17 protein-coding genes are annotated in these 17,569 nt (G+C 66.7%); 10 read left to right on the plus strand and 7 right to left on the minus strand.

Annotated features, from left to right (window positions below; translation table 11 throughout):
• Positions 1-36 precede the first annotated feature (36 nt).
• Together AC3FJ6_RS18530 and AC3FJ6_RS18535 are read right to left on the minus strand one after the other, a co-directional pair.
• Positions 37-993 carry a Bug family tripartite tricarboxylate transporter substrate binding protein gene (locus tag AC3FJ6_RS18530; RefSeq protein ID WP_488773329.1) on the minus strand — a complete coding sequence of 319 codons (957 nt, stop codon included), beginning with the start codon at positions 991-993 and terminating at the stop codon, positions 37-39.
• A gap of 78 nt (positions 994-1,071) precedes the next feature.
• On the minus strand, positions 1,072-2,211 hold the full coding sequence (locus AC3FJ6_RS18535; protein ID WP_488773192.1) for an L-talarate/galactarate dehydratase: 1,140 nt from the start codon (positions 2,209-2,211) through the stop codon (positions 1,072-1,074).
• 301 nt (positions 2,212-2,512) lie between these two features.
• Between AC3FJ6_RS18535 and AC3FJ6_RS18540 the strand changes: the two genes are divergently transcribed.
• Positions 2,513-3,508: a LacI family DNA-binding transcriptional regulator gene (locus AC3FJ6_RS18540; protein WP_488773193.1), complete on the plus strand. Its 996-nt coding sequence runs from the start codon at positions 2,513-2,515 to the stop codon at positions 3,506-3,508.
• On the opposite strand, the gene pdxR is transcribed toward AC3FJ6_RS18540, so the two are convergent.
• A complete protein-coding gene (pdxR, locus tag AC3FJ6_RS18545) occupies positions 3,509-4,993 on the minus strand; it encodes a MocR-like pyridoxine biosynthesis transcription factor PdxR (RefSeq protein ID WP_488773194.1) in 1,485 nt (494 codons plus the stop codon).
• Positions 4,994-5,130: 137 nt separating this feature from the next.
• Between pdxR and AC3FJ6_RS18550 the strand changes: the two genes are divergently transcribed.
• Positions 5,131-5,772, plus strand: coding sequence for an FMN-binding negative transcriptional regulator (locus tag AC3FJ6_RS18550; RefSeq protein WP_488773195.1), 642 nt, complete (start codon positions 5,131-5,133; stop codon positions 5,770-5,772).
• Between the two features lie 27 nt (positions 5,773-5,799).
• Here the strand turns inward: AC3FJ6_RS18550 and AC3FJ6_RS18555 are convergent, their stop codons facing one another.
• Entirely contained in the window at positions 5,800-6,675 is an 876-nt protein-coding gene (locus tag AC3FJ6_RS18555) for a LysR family transcriptional regulator (protein ID WP_488773196.1), read from the minus strand.
• 137 nt (positions 6,676-6,812) lie between these two features.
• Here AC3FJ6_RS18555 and argH point away from each other — a divergent pair, with 137 nt between their 5' ends.
• The 5 genes from argH to AC3FJ6_RS18580 all read left to right on the plus strand — a co-directional run bounded on the left by argH (position 6,813) and on the right by AC3FJ6_RS18580 (position 12,075).
• Positions 6,813-8,315, plus strand: coding sequence for an argininosuccinate lyase (argH, locus tag AC3FJ6_RS18560; protein ID WP_488773197.1), 1,503 nt, complete (start codon positions 6,813-6,815; stop codon positions 8,313-8,315).
• 138 nt (positions 8,316-8,453) lie between these two features.
• On the plus strand, positions 8,454-9,506 hold the full coding sequence (locus AC3FJ6_RS18565) for an ABC transporter substrate-binding protein (protein ID WP_488773198.1): 1,053 nt from the start codon (positions 8,454-8,456) through the stop codon (positions 9,504-9,506).
• Between the two features lie 10 nt (positions 9,507-9,516).
• Complete coding sequence (locus AC3FJ6_RS18570; protein WP_488773199.1) at positions 9,517-10,449, plus strand: ABC transporter ATP-binding protein; 933 nt, start codon at positions 9,517-9,519, stop codon at positions 10,447-10,449.
• On the plus strand, positions 10,446-11,234 hold the full coding sequence (locus AC3FJ6_RS18575) for an ABC transporter permease (RefSeq protein ID WP_400395944.1): 789 nt from the start codon (positions 10,446-10,448) through the stop codon (positions 11,232-11,234). Before AC3FJ6_RS18570 ends, AC3FJ6_RS18575 begins: the two co-directional genes overlap by 4 nt.
• Complete coding sequence (locus AC3FJ6_RS18580) at positions 11,227-12,075, plus strand: type 2 periplasmic-binding domain-containing protein (protein WP_488773200.1); 849 nt, start codon at positions 11,227-11,229, stop codon at positions 12,073-12,075. The genes AC3FJ6_RS18575 and AC3FJ6_RS18580 overlap by 8 nt, the downstream gene beginning before the upstream one ends.
• Positions 12,076-12,097: 22 nt before the next feature.
• Here AC3FJ6_RS18580 and AC3FJ6_RS18585 read toward each other — a convergent pair whose 3' ends face one another.
• Entirely contained in the window at positions 12,098-12,898 is an 801-nt protein-coding gene (locus AC3FJ6_RS18585) for an SDR family NAD(P)-dependent oxidoreductase (protein ID WP_153950397.1), read from the minus strand.
• Positions 12,899-13,028: 130 nt separating this feature from the next.
• Between AC3FJ6_RS18585 and AC3FJ6_RS18590 the strand changes: the two genes are divergently transcribed.
• The 3 genes from AC3FJ6_RS18590 (at position 13,029) to AC3FJ6_RS18600 (ending at position 14,767) form a co-directional block, all read left to right on the plus strand.
• Positions 13,029-13,970, plus strand: coding sequence for a GlxA family transcriptional regulator (locus AC3FJ6_RS18590; RefSeq protein ID WP_488773201.1), 942 nt, complete (start codon positions 13,029-13,031; stop codon positions 13,968-13,970).
• A 144-nt stretch (positions 13,971-14,114) separates the two neighbouring features.
• Positions 14,115-14,351 carry an antitoxin gene (locus AC3FJ6_RS18595; RefSeq protein ID WP_487522964.1) on the plus strand — a complete coding sequence of 79 codons (237 nt, stop codon included), beginning with the start codon at positions 14,115-14,117 and terminating at the stop codon, positions 14,349-14,351.
• On the plus strand, positions 14,351-14,767 hold the full coding sequence (locus AC3FJ6_RS18600; protein WP_488773202.1) for a type II toxin-antitoxin system VapC family toxin: 417 nt from the start codon (positions 14,351-14,353) through the stop codon (positions 14,765-14,767). The genes AC3FJ6_RS18595 and AC3FJ6_RS18600 overlap by 1 nt, the downstream gene beginning before the upstream one ends.
• 70 nt (positions 14,768-14,837) lie before the next feature.
• On the opposite strand, the gene AC3FJ6_RS18605 is transcribed toward AC3FJ6_RS18600, so the two are convergent.
• Positions 14,838-16,805, minus strand: coding sequence for an acid phosphatase (locus AC3FJ6_RS18605; protein ID WP_488773203.1), 1,968 nt, complete (start codon positions 16,803-16,805; stop codon positions 14,838-14,840).
• A gap of 172 nt (positions 16,806-16,977) precedes the next feature.
• Positions 16,978-17,544, minus strand: a complete 567-nt coding sequence (locus AC3FJ6_RS18610) for a YcbK family protein (protein WP_488773204.1) — start codon at positions 17,542-17,544, stop codon at positions 16,978-16,980.
• Between the last annotated feature and the right edge of the window lie 25 nt (positions 17,545-17,569).

The following is a 17,569-nucleotide window of genomic DNA, read 5'->3' on the forward strand; positions in this document are numbered from 1 at the left end:
TCGCCCGCGAATGGCTTCGGCGGCACTGCGGGCGGCTTAGTCGGCCGTGATGTTGCCGGTCTGGATCACCTTCTTCCAGCGCGCGAATTCCGACGCCTGGAACGCCGTGAACTGCTCGGGCGTATTGGCCACGACTTCGAAGCCCAGTTCCAGCAACTTTGGCTTGTTGGCCGGATCGTTCATCGCCGCGACCACCGCGCTGTGGAGCTTGGCCTTGATATCGGCCGGCAGCCCCTTGGGCGCGGCAATCGCCTGCCACGAATACACCGTCACACCCTTGTAGCCCAGCTCTTCCATGGTCGGCACGTCGGGCAGGATTGGCGACCGCTTGCTGCTGGTGATGGCCAGCGCGCGCAGCTTGCCGGCCTTCAGGTGCGGCACGGCGGTGTTGATGTTCATGAACGTGGCATCCACCTGGCTGCCGAGCAGGTCGTTCAGCGCCGGCGCACCGCCCTTGTACGGCACGTGCAGACCCGTGGTGTTGGTCTGCTGCCAGAACAGTTCGGCGGTCAGGTGGTCGCTGGTGCCATTGCCCGCCGACGCGAACGTCATCTTGTTCGGGTTGGCCTTTTCGTATTGGATGACGTCCTGCAGCGACTTGTACGGCGAACTGGCCGGCACCGCCAGCACGTTGGGCGCCTGCACGGCCACGCTGATGTAGTCGAAGTCCTTGGTCGGGTCATAGCCGGGATTCTTCGTCAGGTGCGGGCCGATCACGAACGGCCCCAGCGACGACACGAACAGCGTGTAGCCGTCTGCCGGTGCGCGCCTGGCGGCCGCCGCGCCGATCATGCCGGCCGCGCCGGGGCGGTTATCCACCACGAAGCTGCCGCCAAACGTCTGCTGGAACTTGGCGCTCAGAATGCGCGCGATGTTGTCGGTCGATCCGCCCGGCGGGAACGGCACGATCATCGTCACCGGCTTTTCTGGCCAGGCGGCGTGGGCTGCCGCCATGGTGACCCCAAGCAGTAGCGTTACCAGCGCTTTCTTCATCATCGTTGTCTCCTTGTGTTTCCGTTTTACTGATGTTTGCGGTGATGGTGTCTGACGACCGCGGGCAGCGACCGTGGATCAGCTGGCGCCGAATTCGGCGTGCTCGCGCGTCCAGGCCCGCGCCTGTTCGCTGACGGTGAGCCCCAGGCCCGGGCGGGTCGGTACGACGATGCGGCCGTTCGCGATGTCGAGCCGCTCGTTGAACAGCGGTTCGAGCCAGTCGAAATGCTCGACCCACGGCTCGCGCGGATACGCGGCGGCCAGATGCACGTGCAGTTCCATCGCGAAGTGGGGCGCGATCATCAGCCCGGCATGCTCGGCCAGCGCGCACACCTTCAGGAACGGCGTGATGCCGCCCACGCGCGGGGCATCGGGCATCAGGTAGTCGGCGGCACGGTGACGGATCAGGTCCCAGTGCTCGGCGGCGCTGGTCAGCATCTCGCCGGTGGCGATGGGCGTGTCGAACTGCTGCGCCAGCGCGGCATGGCCTTCGTGGTCGTAGGCGTCGAGCGGTTCCTCGATCCACACCAGGTTGAACGATTCGAAGGTGCGGCACATCCGCTGCGCGGTGGGGCGGTCCCACTGCTGGTTGGCGTCCACCATGATGGGTACGGCATCGCCAAGCTTTTCGCGCACGGCCGACACGCGCTGGATGTCGATCTTGCCGTCCGGCTGGCCGACCTTGAGCTTGATGCCGCCGATGCCGCGCTCCACCGACGCGGCCGCGTTGACCAGCAGCTGGTCCAGCGGCGTATGCAGGAAGCCGCCCGACGTGTTGTAGCAGCGGACGGAATCGCGATGCGCGCCCAGCAGCTTGGCCAGCGACAGCCCGGCACGTTTGGCCTTGAGATCCCACAGCGCCACATCGAACGCGCCGATGGCCTGCGTGGACAGGCCACTGCGGCCGACCGACGCGCCGGCCCAGCAGAGCTTGTCCCACAGCTTGGCGATGTCGCTCGGATCCTCGCCAATCAGGGTGGGGGCGATCTCTTTGGCGTGCGCAAACTGGCCGGGGCCGCCGGCGCGCTTGGCATAGCTGAAGCCCAGGCCTTCATGGCCGCTGGCGGTGCGGATTTCGGCAAACAGGATGGCGACTTCCGTCATCGGCTTCTGTCGGCCGGTCAGCACCTTGGCGTCGCTGATCGGCGTGGCCAGGGGGAGGTAGCAGGACGACAGGCGGATGGCGGTAATCACGTCAGAGGCGGGCGAGGCGGTCATAAGGCGGTGCTTCCTGATCGAGCGTCCGAGTCTTCGGACATCGTATGACATCGTTGTCAAAAAATGGCCGGATACGGCCCATGTGCGTTGCTATAATGCTGGCCCCCGCGATGGCGACACGCCGATCTACGCGATAACGCACTGCAACATGCGACAAACATTCGTCTTCACGCGACACCTGGAATTGCGCAGGACAGCGGGGTGTGAAGAATGCTAACGTTGTCATTTGCGGCGGTCAACCATTGAGGCGGCACCTGGCGTCGTCGTTTACCCGCACTTCCAACTCTTGATCCGAGCAGGCATGTCCGATTTATCCGGCGGCAAGTCCGTCACGCTGCACGATGTGGCGCGCGAAGCGGGGGTTTCCCTGATCACGGCATCGCGGGCGCTCAGCAATCCGGGGCTGGTCTCCGCCAAGACGATTGCCCGCGTGCAGCAGGCCGTCGAGCACACCGGCTATATCCCAAACCTGCTGGCTGGCGGCCTGAAATCGCGCCGCAGTCTGACCGTGGCGGCGCTGGTGCCGAATATCGCCGTCGCGCAGTTCCTGCCCACCGTCAAGGCGCTGACCGACGCGCTGGATGCGGCGGGCTATCAGTTGATCCTGGGGCAGACCGGCTATGACCATGCGCGCGAAGAGGCGCTGCTGGGCACCATGATCAGTCGCCGGCCCGATGGCATCGTGGTGACGGGGCTGGTCCACGCGCAGGCATCGCGTGACCGCCTGCGCCGCTCCGGCATTCCGGTGGTGGAAACCTGGGATCTGAGCGACCGGCCGGTGGACATGGCTGTGGGCTTCTCGCACCTGAAGGTCGGCAGCGCCGTGGCCGGCTACTTTCTGGCAAAAGGTTGGCGACGGTTCGGCATCGCTACAGGCGACGACCAGCGCGCAGCCGTGCGCCGCGAGGGTTTTATTTCGACGTTGGGACACGAAGTGCCGACCGCGCGCGTGCCCGCGCCCAGCAGCCTGGGCCTGGGACGCCAGGCCCTGCGCAGCCTGCTGGCACAGGACCCGGCCATCGAGGCGATCTTCTGCAGCTCTGACCAACTGGCCCAGGGCGTCGTCGAAGAGGCCCGGGCGCGTGGCCTGCGCATCCCCGAGGATCTTGCGGTCTGCGGCTTCGGCGACGCCGACTTCGCAGCGGACATGGCCCCGCCGCTGACCACGGTTCAGGTCGATGGCGCCGGCATCGGCACGCTCGCCGCCGGCCTGCTGCTGGCACGCTGCCGGGGCGAAACGGTGGCAGAGCCGGTGGTCGATCTGGGGTTCAGGATTGTGGAGCGGGGAACGACTTAATTAGCGTGGTTCAGCACGGATGGCCGCGCTGCCAATCACCCCCGCCAGCCGCCGCGCCGCTTGCTCGATTTCCAGATCGCCGAATCCACCAAAGCCCAGTATCAGCCCCGCAGGCGGCTTGTCGGCGGTGTAGGTGAGCGACACCGCGCGTACCGCCACGCCGGCCTCGGCGGCGCGCCGGACCACCTCCCGGTCATCGATGCCGGGCGCCAGCCATAGCACAAGGTGCATGCCCTGGTCAGACGGCTGAAGCCATGCCAGATCGGCGGGAATCTCCCGTTCGATGGTCCGGATCACGAATGCTCGCCGCTCGGCATGCACCCCGCGTACGCGCCGGATATGGCGGTCGAGATGGCCTTCGGCGATAAAGGCGGCCAGCACGTGCTGGTCTGCCGTGGGCGGATGCCGGTCCATCAGCACCCTGGCGCCGATGTAGGCGTCGACCAGCGGCTCGGGCACCACCGCATACCCCAGCCGCAGCGACGGATAGAGGATCTTGCTGAACGTGCCCAGATAGACCACGCGCTCCGGCGCCAGCCCCTGCAGCGACGGAAACGGGTGGCCGGCGTAGCGCAGTTCGCTGTCGTAATCGTCCTCCACGACCCACGCCTGCTGCCGGTCGGCCCAGGCCAGCAGGGCCTTGCGGCGCGCCATGCCGAGCGGCATGCCCAGCGGATACTGGTGCGACGGCGTGACAAACGCGGCGCGCGCCTGCGGAGCCAGTGCGATCCCGGCTTCGACGTCGATGCCTTCGTCGTCCACCGGCACGCGCACGATGCGCTCGCGCGGCCCGATGCTTTCCAGAATGGCGGTGATGCCACGATAAGCCGGGTTCTCGACCCAAACGGCATCGGCGGGGTCGAGCAGTACCTGGCAAGACAGGAACAGCCCCTGCTGCGTCCCGGTGGTGATCACGACCTGGCTGGCGTCGCAATGCACCGAGCGCGAGCGGCGCAGGTAATCGGCAATCGCCTCGCGCAATGGCAGCGCGCCCTGGGGTTCGCCATAGCCAGCCGGCGCGGCGCTGCCGCCGGCGCGCAAACGGTTGCCAAGCCGGCGCCAGTCTTCGTTCGGCGCGGCGGCGCCGGCCGGTACCGACACCGCGAATGGCACCTGCGGCAGGGCGGTGAATTCTCTGGCGATGGCAGCAAACTTCTGTGCGGCAGGGGGCAGCACGATGCCCTCGCGCGCCCGCCGCCGCGTCAGCGGCGCAGGCGCCAGCGCGGCCACACGGGTGCCGGCGCCGTGCTGTGCGGTGAACACCCCCTCGGCAACCAGTTGCTCGAACGCCTCGACCACGGTGCCGCGCGACACCTTCAGCGCCTCGGCCAGCGCGCGCGTGGACGGCAGCGATTCGCCAGGCTTCAGGTCGCCATGCGCGACGGCGTCGCGCAGCGCCTGCACCAGCTGGCGGCCAAGCGGCCCCGCAGCGCGGTCCAGCACGCCAATGAACGGAATCTCGGGCACTTGTGCGGTTCTGGGCATGACGGGCAGAAGCGGAGGAGGGCAGAAGGGGCCGGAAAGTGGTCCGATGAAGTCGGCACAAACTGGCCCTACACTCTACTCCAGTTTATGGCCAGAATACGACTTCAACATCCCCCAGACACCACGCCGGAGCAGTCATGTACGTCCCCGCCCATTTCGAACTGGCCGACCCGCAGGCCATGCACGCGCTGATCGGCGCCAACCCGTTCGGCACGCTGTTCACGCACGGCCGCAGCGGCATGGATGCCAACCATATCCCGTTCGAAATCGACCCGGACCAGGGCGAATCGGGCATGCTCAAGGCGCACGTGGCCCGCGCCAATCCGGTCTGGCAGGACGTTGCCAACGGCGACGAAGTGCTGGTGGTGTTCCGCGCCGGCGATGCCTATATCTCGCCGAACTGGTACCCCAGCAAGCACGAAGCCCACAAGCAGGTGCCAACCTGGAACTACCAGGTGGTGCACGCCCATGGGCGCATCACGGTGCATGACGACGAACGATACGTGCGCGGCGTGGTGGCCCGGCTCACGCGCCACCACGAGGCCAGCCAGCCGCGGCCCTGGAAGATGTCCGACGCGCCCGCCGATTTCATCGACACGCTGCTCAAGTCCATCGTCGGCATCCAAATCGAGATCACGCGCCTGCAAGGCAAGCTGAAGCTGGGTCAGCACAAGGACGCCCGCGATATCCGCGGCCCCGGCGAGGCCCTGATGACCCAGGGCAGTACCGTGATCGGGCAGGCGATGCTGGACCGGGCGGTGGAGAGGGAGCGCGGTTGAGGTGCGTCGTCCTCCGGACCCTGAGCCTTACCCCCGCATCACCTCCCGCACACATCGCAGGAATTCCTGTGCCAGCGCGGGCACGGGGCGCTGGGGATTGGTCAGCACGAAGCTCTCGAACTCGATGGCCGGTTCGAATGGCAGCGCCTTCAGGCCCGGGAACCGCAGGGTGCGCACCACCAGCGGGTTGACCACGCTGACCCCAAGCCCCATTTCCACCATCGTGCAGATGGTGGCGGCATAGGGCGTTTCCAGCGTGAGCACGCGCCGATCCGGGATAAACGCGGCATCGACGATGGCGCGGGTGCCGTCGCCGCGCGTCAGCGAAATGAACGGCTCGCCGGCCAGATCGTCGGCACGCACACGTCGTTTTTTCGCCAGACTGTGCGCGGCCGGCACGATGCAGACGCCGGCCTCGCGGTGCAGCGGATCGCCTTGGATACCCGCCATTTCCACCAGATAAGACACCAGGCCCACGTCGCAGAAGCGCGCCGCGGTCCATTTGGCGACGGTCGGCGAATCGCTCGTGTGCACGGCGATCGGCACGTCGGGATACCGGCCGCGGAAGCGGGCGATCGCCGAGGGCATCACCGTCATGGCGATCGACGGTACCGTGGCCACGCGCAGCGTGCCGACGCCCGCCTCGCGGATCGAGCGCGCGGACGCCTGCAGGCTGTCCAGGCCGACAAAGGCGCGCTCGACGTCGCGGAACATCGCATCGGCCTCCACGGTGGGCGTCAGGCGCCCGGCAATCCGCGTGAAGAGCCGGAAGCCGCACGCCTTTTCCAGTTGGGCGATCACCCGGCTGATATTGGGCTGCGACGTATGCAACTGCGTGGCGGCAGCGGTCATCGAGCCGGACAACATCACGGCACGAAAGGCTTCGATCTGCTTGAAATTCATGTGACAGGCGTGGGTGCGACAGGCTGCGAAAGTGCGCCGATGGTATATCAAATCTGCATGGCGATGATGAAACGTCTGATTTGACGATATGACGAGCCGATTCCCATACTGGCCTCCAACAACGAGGAGAAAGTTGCATGGAATCAAAGGTCAGCCGCCGCCTGACGCAAGCCACCGCCCCCGAAGTCTGCGAGCACATCTACCTGCCGCGGCTGCATCGTGAATTCGGCCCTGGCTTCCGCTATCTCACCGACATCAACCAGGCGCACCTGCTGATGCTGCATGACGCCGGCCTGATTCCGGCCGACGTGGCCGGCACGCTGGCGCGGGCGCTGCGCCAGATCGAGGCAGAAGGCCCGGCCGCCGTGCCGCTGGACCCCGAGCGCGAAGACGCCTATTTCAACTACGAGACTCGCCTGATGGCCGTGGCTGGTGCCGATGCCGGCGGCCGTCTGCATGTGGCGCGCAGCCGCAACGACATCCTCGCCACGCACGACAGGCTGCGCGCCCGCGATACCGTGCTGGCGCTTCTGGCCACGCTGGCCGATACGCGCGACGTGGTGCTGCAGCAAGCCGCCGCCCACGTCGATGCGGTGATGCCGGGCTATACGCACCTGCAGGCCGCGCAGCCGATCACCTATGGCTACTACCTGTGCGGCGTGGCGCAGGCGATGGGCCGCGACATCGCCCGGTTGCGCCATGCGCTGGAAGGCCTGGACGCCTGCCCGCTGGGCGCCGGGGCGCTGGCCGGCACGGCATTCCCGATCAATCGGGCCGCCACGGCGCGTTGGTTGGGCTTTTCCACTTACGTCCCCAATTCGCTCGACGCGGTGGCCTCGCGCGACTTTGCCTGGGAGATCCTTTCCGCCATCACGATTGCCACCGTCACCTGGGGCCGCGTCGCGCAGGACCTGTACATCTGGGCGACGCCGGAATTCGGCCTGATCGACTTCCCGGACAGCGTGGCCGGCATCTCCAGCATCATGCCGCAGAAGAAGAACCCGGTCGTGCTGGAATACCTGAAGGGCAAGGGCGGGCACATGATCGGCCTGCTGACCGCGTCGCTGGCCGCGCTGAAGGGCAGCCACTTCACGCACAGCGGCGACGGCAACCGCGAGAGCATGCGCGGCTTCTGGGAGGCCACGGACGAGGCGCTGCGCTGCGCCAGCCTGCTCCGGCTGGTGCTCGAAAACGCCACGCCACAGCGCGCCAGCATGCTGGCCCGCGCCCGGCGCGACTTCTCTTCGGCGACCGATCTGGCCGACATGCTGGTGCGCGACGCCGGCATGTCGTTCCGCGAGGCCCATCATGTGGTGGGCGCGGTGGTGCGCGAGGCGCTGGACCGGCACGTCCCGGCCTGCGACATTGACAGCGACATGGTGAACCGGGCGGCCGCGCATCACACCGGCCGCGCGCTGGCACTGGATGCCGCGTCCGTGGCGCGCTGCCTGGACCCGGTGCAAGGCGTGGCCGCGCGCGTGGCCGCCGGTGGCCCCGCACCAAGCCTTGTCCGTGATCAGGTCGACGCCCAGCTTGCCTCGCTGGCCCAGGACCGCCACGCCATCGACACGCTGCGCCACACCGTGGGGACCAATCGCGCCACGATGAAGCGCGCGGTCGAACAACTCGCCAGCCGATAGCCATCGACACATCACCGACGCTTCGACCCAGCATTCGGCTAGCCGATTTAACCGATATCGATAGACAAAAGTCTTCGTTGTGTGTGAGCGCGCCGCTTCGCAATACTGCGAAGGGAACTGCACTCATCACACCACAATATGGCCTCCGAACTTTCCTCTCGCGCGCCCGGCCGCCGTGGCGCGCTCAAGCAACTGGCATCGCTGGCAGTGGCCGGCAGCATGGGTCCGCTGCTGGCCGCGTGCTCGAAGGGCGATTCGGCGGCCAGCACCGCCGCGCCGGCCGCGCCGGCCGTCATCGGCAAGGCCGGCGACAAGGTCAGCTTCAAGTATCCGGACAATCCCACCTTCGACCTGGTCTACCTGGCCGACCAGCTGGGCTACTTCGAGGGTACCAATACGCGGCCAAACTACATCGGCAAGGTAGCCGCGCCGCAGATCATTCCGCTGACCGGCACCGGCGAGATCGATTTCGGCTCGCGCATGGTGCCGCTGGTGATCTCGGCCGTGGCGGCCGGGGCCGACCTCAAGATCGTGGCGGCGGGCAACAAGACGCTGCAGGATGCCCCGCACATGAAGTACTTCGTGCGCAAGGACTCGGGCATCCGCGCGCCGAAGGACCTGGAAGGCAAGACCATCGGCATCAACAGCTTCGGCGCCTGCGCCGAGTTCGTGACCAAGACCTTCCTGCGCCAGAAGGGTGTGGACGTCAACAAGATCAACTTCGTGGTGATTCCGGACGACCAGGCCGAGCAGACGCTGGTCACCGGCAATACCGACCTGGCCATCATCCACGCGCCGTTCTCGGGCCGCGCCGACCATGCCGACAAGCTCACGCGGCTGTGGAGCGATTTCGACCTCGATGGCGGCCTGGGCGGCATGCAGCCGTACAGCGTGCATGGCAAGTTCCTGCGCGAGCACCCGGAAAACGTGCGCGACGTGGTGACTGCGCTGGCCAAGGCCGCCAACTGGGTCAACGCCAACCCGGAAGAGGCGCGCAAGCTGGTGTCCAAGCGCATCAACCTGCAGCTGGAATTCGTTGACCGTTACGCGTACGTGGACAACCTGGTGGTCACCGAGCCGCCGATCCAGTACTACATAGACGTGCTGGAGGCCGAGGGCAAGCTGAGCCGGGGCAAGGTGGCCGCCCGCGACATCTACACCAACGATTTCAACCCGTTCGCCAAGGCATAGGACCGCCCCCATGAGCCACAAGATCGTGGCGCGCGGTGTCAAGATGGACTATGCCGTGCGCAATGAAGCGGGCCGCGCCGACAACGTGGCCGTGCTGCGCGACTTCGACCTCGATATCCGCGAGGGCGAGTTTATTTCCATCCTGGGGCCGTCAGGGTGCGGCAAGTCCACCTTTCTGAGCATCCTGGCCGGGCTGACCGAACGCACTGGCGGCGACATCGCCATCGACGGCCAGCCGCTGCGCGGCATTCACCCCGCGCAAGGCGTAGTGTTCCAGGGCTATGCGCTGTTCCCGTGGCGCACCGTGCTGCAGAACATCGAGGTCGGGCTGGAGATTCGCGGCGTGCCAAAGGCGAAGCGCCGCGTGATTGCCGAGGAATACCTGGAACTGGTGGGGCTGACCGGTTTTGGCCAGCGTTATCCGCACGAGATCTCGGGGGGCATGAAGCAGCGGGTGGCCATTGCCCGGTCGCTGGCCTATCAGCCGGAAGTGCTGCTGATGGACGAACCGTTTGCCGCGCTGGACGCGCAGACCCGCGAAATCCTGCAGGGCGAATTGCTACGCATCTGGGAGCAGCGGCGCAAGACCATCGTGTTCATCACGCACAGCCTGGACGAGGCCATCTTCCTGTCCGACCGGATTGCCGTGATGACCCGGCGCCCGGGCACCATCAAGCAGATCATCGACGTGCCATTGCCACGCCCGCGCGCCGCCGAGGTGCGCAATTCCGAGGCGTTCATCCGGCTGCGCCAGCAGGCGTGGGACATCCTCAAGGACGAAGTGCAGATGGCCAACCCGGCCGCCGTGCCGCGCCCGCTGGGCGCCACGGCCAACCCGGGCGAACGCCTGCAGGGCGAGCGCGCGCCTGTCGGGCAGGCCGTGGAGACCGGGCAGAAGGCCGTCGGGACCGTGGCGCCGCCCGTGGCAAAGGCGGCATCATGAGCCGCGCCGCTTCGCTTTCCCGGCTGGGCGACCGGGCGCTTGGCCTTCTGGGCATCGTTGCCTTCCTGCTGATCTGGGAACTGGTGCCGCGTCTGCATATCGTCAGCGACGCCTACCTGAGCCCGCCATCGCAGATCATCGTCACGATCTGGGATCTGGTCAGCAGCGGCGCGCTGTTCAAGCACCTGTTCGCGAGCCTGCAGCGGTCGCTGTACGGGCTGCTGTCCGCCATCGGACTGGGCGTGGTGCTGGGCCTGCTGATGGGGTGGTTCAGCCGTTTCGAGGCCATTGTCGATCCCATTCTGCAATTGTTCCGCCAGACCTCGGCCTTTGCGTTGTTCCCGGTGTTCATCCTGTTCCTGGGCATTGGCGAGACGTCCAAGGTGGCCATCATCTTCTGGGCGTCGTTCTGGCCGGTGTTGCTGAGCACGATCAGCGGGGTCAAGCAGGTGGACCGGCTGCTGATCGATTCGGCGCGCTCGATGGGCGCCAACCGCCTGTTCGTGTTCCGCAAGGTGGTGCTGCCGGCGGCTTCGCCGTCGATCTTTACTGGCGTACGGCTGGCGGGCACCTATTGCATCACCGCGCTGGTGGCAGCCGAGATGATCGGCGCCCACTCGGGGCTGGGCTTCCTGACGCTGAACTCGCAGGAAGTCTTCCAGATTCCGACGATGTACGCGGGCATCCTGCTGCTGGCCTTGCTGGGCCTGACGCTCAACTATGTGCTGGCGGTGGTGGAACGGCGGCTCACGCGCTGGCGCAAGGGGTTGACGCTCAATGGCTAGGTTGCGCCGATACCGCTGGCTGGCCGCGCTGCTGGCGCTGGCCGTCATTGCCGCGGCCTATGCGGTGACGCGGCCCGTCGCGCTGGGTCCGTGGCTGGAATCGGTGCAGCAGCGCGGCACGCTGGTGGTCGGCGTGCGCCAATACGCGCGCCCGGCGCCGCCCAAGGCGCCCACGCCGCCCGAGCCCGACCAGTTCGACGTGGCCATGGCGCGCTTTCTGGCGGACCGCCTTGGCGTGAAGCTGCAGGTCATCGGGCTGCCCGGCGAGCCGGGGTCGCCGGCGTGGCAGGCCGCGCAACGTGAGGTGGACGTGGTCGTGGCCGGCGCCCGCCCGTCGCTGCCCGACGAATCCGTGGCGCCTGTCGGGTCGGCCTACGCCATCGGCGAGGGATCGCTGCTGGTGCTGCGCGGCAGCCGCTACCAGCGCACCGGCGACCTGCGCGGGCAGCCGGTTTGCGTGGGGCAGGGCAGCGCCTATGCCACCCGTATCGTGCAGGACTTCCAGGGCGTGCCAAAGGTCTACGCCTCGTCGATTCGTGCCGCCACAGGCTTTCTGGCTGGCGAATGCCAGGCGCTTGCCGACGATGCGCCGGTCGTGGCGCGCCTGCTGACGCTCCAGGAATGGCGCTTCTATCGCAAGCTGGACGCCAATCTGCCGGCTGACGCTGGCGCCGCGCGCATCGGCCTGCATGCCGTCGATCCGCAGTCTGCCGCATGGTTCGACCAGACCACGCGCGACTGGCGCAACAATGGGGCGTTGCAACGCGCCCGCGAACAGCGCGCCGGCGACGTCGCCTACGAGGCCAGCCAGCTGCAGGACGGCCTGGTCTGCCATTCCTGAGCCGGCGGGCCGGCGTGACACGTCAGGCCTTTACATAGCGCGGGGCCGGCGTGCGGTTCGACAGTACGCCAGCCATTGCACCGCGTGCGGCCTCATAGGCGTTCCAGTGCTCGATCGCGTGCAGCGACGGGATCGTGATCAGCTCGCCATTGTCGAAGCCAACCAGCGCGGCATCGACCATATCGGTGGCCTGCATCACGATGGCCGGGTCCAGATTCTCCACGGGCAGGCCGCCGGTTTCCCAGAAATCGGTGGCCGTGGCACCGGGCAGCACCGCCTGCACGCGCACACCCCGGGCGCCGACCTCATGGTGCAGAGACTGGCTGAACGCGGTCACGAATGCCTTGCTGCCGCCATAGACCCCGTTGAGCACCTCAGGCGCGATGCCGACAATCGACGAGATATTGATGATCGCCCCCTTGCCGCGCGCCACGAAGCCCGGCACGGCGGCGTAGGTCAGACGCGTCAGCGCGGTGACGTTCAGGTCGATCATCTTCGTCATCGCGTCTACGTCGCTGTCCAGCAGCGGCGTGTGCGTGCCGATGCCGGCGTTGTTTACCAGCAGCGTGATGCTCGCATCGGTGCGAAGTTTCTCTTCCACACGGGCCAGCGATGCGCGGTCGTTGAGATCGGCCGCGAATACTTCGACGGCCCGGCCCGTTTCGTCGGTGATGCGGCGCGCCAGCGTGTCTAGCTTGTCGCGATTGCGCGCCACGAGCACGAGGTCGTAGCCGCGCCGTGCCAGCCGGTCCGCATAGATGGCGCCGATGCCCGACGATGCGCCGGTGACGAGTGCCGTGCCCAGGTGATGTTGCTGCGTCATGATGCTTCTCCATTCAGGGTTGAGTTCGGATGCGCTGCATCCATGTGAAGCATCGTAGATCGGTTCGCGTTTGGCCGAAATGACGTATATAGTCATGTTTCAGGACATCGGACAAAAACTGGGTGATGACATGCACAGGGTGGGTTTTCTGCTGATGGATGGCTTCCAGGTGATGGCGCTGGCGGCACAAAGCGTGTTCGAGTACGCCAACCTGGTAGCGGGCGAGCCGTTCTACCGGATCGACAGCTACTCGGTAGCAGGCGGCCAGGTGCGGTCGTCACTGGGCATGGCCGTCGACACGCGACCTGCCGGTGCGCGGATCACCGTGGACACCTGGGTGCTGGCCGGCGCGGCGGACCCGGTGGCCACGCCCACGCCGCAGCCGGTGCTCGACCTTGTGCGCAAGGCCGCGCCCCGGGCACGCCGGGTGGCGTCGATCTGCACCGGGGCCTTCATCCTGGCCGAGGCAGGGCTGCTCGACGGCCGGCGCGCCACCACGCACTGGTTCTACGCGCGAGACATGCAGCGCGCGCACCCGCAGATCCGGGTGGAAGACGACCGCATCCACATCGTGGACGGACCCATCTGGACGTCCGCCGGCATGACGGCCGGGCTGGACCTGGCGCTGGCGATGGTGGAAACCGATCTCGGCGCCGATGTCGCGCGGTCCGTGGCGCACAAGCTCGTGATGTACCAGCGCCGCTCCGGCGGGCAGTCGCAACACTCCGAACTGCTGGACCTGGCGCCCAAATCCGACCGCATCCAGAGCGCGCTGGACTACGCTCGCAAGCATCTGCACCAGCCGCTGACCGTGGAAGAGCTGGCCAGTGCCGTGCATCTGAGCCCCCGTCAGTTCAGCCGCGTGTTCACGGCCGAAACCGGGCAGTCACCGGCCAAGGCCGTGGAAAGCCTGCGCCTGGAGGCCGCCCGGCTGATGATCGAACAAAGCCGCCATCCACTGGACGTGGTGGCAAAAGAGACCGGGTTCCGCGACCGCCGTCACCTGCGCGAGGCATTCCTCCGCGGCTTCGGCATGCCTCCGCAGGCGGTGCGGCGCGAGGCGAGGGGGTAGAGCAGGGACAGCCAGATAAAGCAGGCGACAGACCCCCAAATGTGACAAGATAAGCGCACGGGCAACAATATGTACACACTGGATGTACATACGGTGCTGGCGGTATATACTCGTTCGCAAGCACGAATCGACATGAAAGCCGCCATGCACCGAACCAAGCTGTTCCGTAACGGAAACTCACAGGCAGTGAGAATCCCGGCAGACCTCGCCTATCCCGACACTGATACGCCTTTCGAGATCGAGCGTGTGGGGGACGAACTACGAATCCGCCCGGCGCGGCGGCGATTGACCGGGGTGCTCGATCTCTTTGCGGCATTCCCCGACGACTTCATGGCCGATGGCCGCGGCGAACAATCCCAGGCAGAGCGGGAGCCGTTCTGATGCCCACCTATATGCTGGACACGAGCATTTGCATCTACCTGATGAAGCAACAGCCCCCTCAGGTTGCGGAGCGAATGGCGAACTGTTTTGAGGGAGAAGTCGTGCTGTCGGCCATTACGCTCGCGGAGCTTGAATACCGCGTGTCGGTATCCAGCGAACCTGGCAGGGCGCGTCAGGCTCTGGATGCGCTCGTCGGCCGCCTTCCCGTCATGCCATATACGGCCGCTGCCGCGCATGCCTACGGCCCGATTCGCTCCGCCACGCGCCAACGCAAAGCGGACGCGCTCGACAAACTGATTGCATCGCATGCGCGTTCGATTGGCGCCATCGTTGTGACCAGCAATGTACGCGACTTCGAAGCTTATCCCGGAATCCAGATCGAAGACTGGACGAAGCCCGTCGTGATCGGCAGCTAGGCCAGAAGCAGGGGTGGATGCCCCTGCCGCGCGTGCAGGCGCGGCGACAGGGGACTTCACGCATGGCAGATCAGCCGTCGATGCGGATCTGCACGCCGTTCGCCGAGTAGACCGGCGTGGCCTTGTAGCCGTCCACGGCGACGGTGGCGAACTGGCCCTTGATGCTGCTGCCGGTGATAACGGCGATCGTGTCGCCTGCCTTCGGCACATAGCCCTCGACAAATGCGACGTGCAGCGTGCCGCCGGCGATGGTCGTGATGCCCGCTACCGTCATGCGGCCCTGGCCATTGGGGCCGACGCGCAGGTCGAGCGTGGTGTCGGCAAGTTGGGTGTACTTGCCGGCGATCGCCACGCTTTGCGGTGCGTTGATGATGACCGACCCCGCGCCCAGGTAGACATCGCCCGTACCAAACGCCTTGGCCGACACCGCCTCGAGCGCGCCGCCAGCCACCTGCGTGCCGCCGGAGTACGTGTTGGCGCCGCCGAGCTTCAGGTTGCCGGTGCCGGCGAGCGTGAACTTGCCCGCGCCCCCGATATCGTTGCGCCAGATGTCACCGGCGTTGAAGCCGCCCTTGCTGGCATCCATCGATACCACGACGTTGCCGTTGAACGCGCCATAGCCGTCGCCGGCGGCGAACAGGTTGAGGCGGCCCCAGCCTTCCGCATCGTCCATGACCGGATAGCCCGACGCGATCTCGGTGGTCTTCAGCACCACGCGACGCTGGTCGGCGCTCAGGTACGGGAAGCGCGTTTCCAGCATCACCTCGGCGCCCTTGGGCACCACGGGGTCGGCAGTGGCCGAGCCGATCTGCGCGAAGCCGAACGTCATGCGGCGCAGGAAGTTGGCCTTGTTGGCGGCGTAGTCGGCAAAACGGTCGTTGCTGGCGGTACCCGACTGAGCGAAGGTGCGGAAGGTGGCCGGCGTGGTGCCGGTGGCCGCCATCAGCGTGGTATGGGCCTGGGCATAGGCCGAGGCCTTCAGCGTGGCGTTGGCCGGTGCATAGAGGTTGGCCGCTGCCGAGGCAATGCCAAGCATGCGGCCGCCGATCACGTCGAGCGGCGAATGCATGCCCGCGAGGATGCGGTTTTCGCCCAGTTCCATGCCGCGGCTCAGCATTTCCTGGAACCGCTCCGGAACCAGGTAGGCCATCACCACGGCATTGCGCAGCGCCTCGGCCGTGTGGCCGCTGATGAAGCCGCCGTCGGTCGTGGGATCGGTGCTGATGGCCGGCACCAGCGTCGGCGCCAGGACCACGCTGGAACTCCAGCGGTACGGACGGGCGTACTTGTAGAAGCGCTTGGCTGGCTCGGTCGAGGCGTTGTCGCCCACCTTGTTGACCATCGTGATCACGTCGCCGAACGCCGCGTTGCCGGCGCCGGCCACCCCGGCGTTGTTGCCGCCATCGTCATACTTGACGGTGTTGGCGTCGGCCGGAACGCTGGTAATGGTCGTGGTCTGCTGGGCAGCGGCTCGCCATGCTGCCGTGAGCGGGCCCATGCCGTCGGTCACGCTGTAGTTCTTGCCTCGGCGGTCGTCGAAGTAGGCGGCCTCGGCCTGCGCGGCCGTGCGCTGCGTGGTGGCGTTGATGACGTACCGGATGTTCGCATTGTGCACGGTGGCGTTGGTCACCGAACCACCGGCCGTGCCGTCGTTCGGCAAGCCGGTCCACGCGGACGCCGCGACGGCCGGAAAGCTGCCGTTGGCCGCGGCCGGCGCACCGGCGTCCACCAGCCGCGTCAGCGGCTCCCAGACATCGAGGAAACCCTTGACCACGCGGACGCCGGCATTGGTGTCGACGGTCGCATAGCGTGCGTCACCGCGCTGGTTGGTGGCGATGTTGTCGACAAACGGCAGCACCGACGCCTGTACGGGGGCGCTGTCGACGAAGCCGGGATCGGCCGGCGGCGCCGGCACGGCCAGCGGCGTGGCGGTAGAGGCGCTTTGGCTGTTGTTGTCGTCGCCGCCGCAGGCGCTGAGCAGGAAGGCAAGGCAGGCGACCGTAATGGCCGATGGAATCCCGGGCCGGGAAAGAGACATGACAGGGTCCTCTGAAAAAAAACGGCGGGCAGGCCGTCGAAACAGGACGCAGTCTAGGGACGTCTCATGTCATACATGTGAAACAATCGCCGCCCCTCATCGATGGAGGATTCGGTTTCCGGACATGGTGCTGACATATCCGTGTGGGCGATCGGCCCGCTCGGCTTCGCACCTAGCCCCAGCTTCGTACGCGCCCCGTGTCCACATGGACGAAGTTCTCGGACTTGTAGAAGCCGACACCACCCGCCTGCAGCGTCTGCGCCGCATCGCGCAGGTCGGCCAGCGCCACGCCTGGCAGCCGGATGTCGATGGCCATGCCATCCATGTGGAGGCTGCGCCTGGCGACACCACCGCCACGCGTCTTGCGCAGGCGCTCGTTGGTCAAGGGGCAGCGGTAGCCCGAAATCACCTGGAACGGGGCGTCGCTACCCAATTCGCGCCGCAGCGAGAACAGCAGACCGAACAGCTTCGGGTCGATTTCACCGACCGTGCCCGAGTAGTGATCGCGCAGAAAGTGGTTGAGCGAGGTCTGCGCCTGGGGCAGAACCTGATCGCCCATGGCATAGACCAGCGAAAGGTGCTCGCCGGTATGGGTGTGTTCGAAGGACAGCGAGCGGGCATCGGGACCCAACGCCGCCAGGGCGGCGCGAGGTGCCAGCGTGGACAGGCCCGCGCCTAGCGCGATGGCACCTGCACGATGAAAAAAACGGCGACGCTGGCTGGAACTGGAATCGGACATGGAAACTTTTACAACGGCGCGGCAT

This window comes from Cupriavidus sp. 94F1, assembly GCF_057798875.1.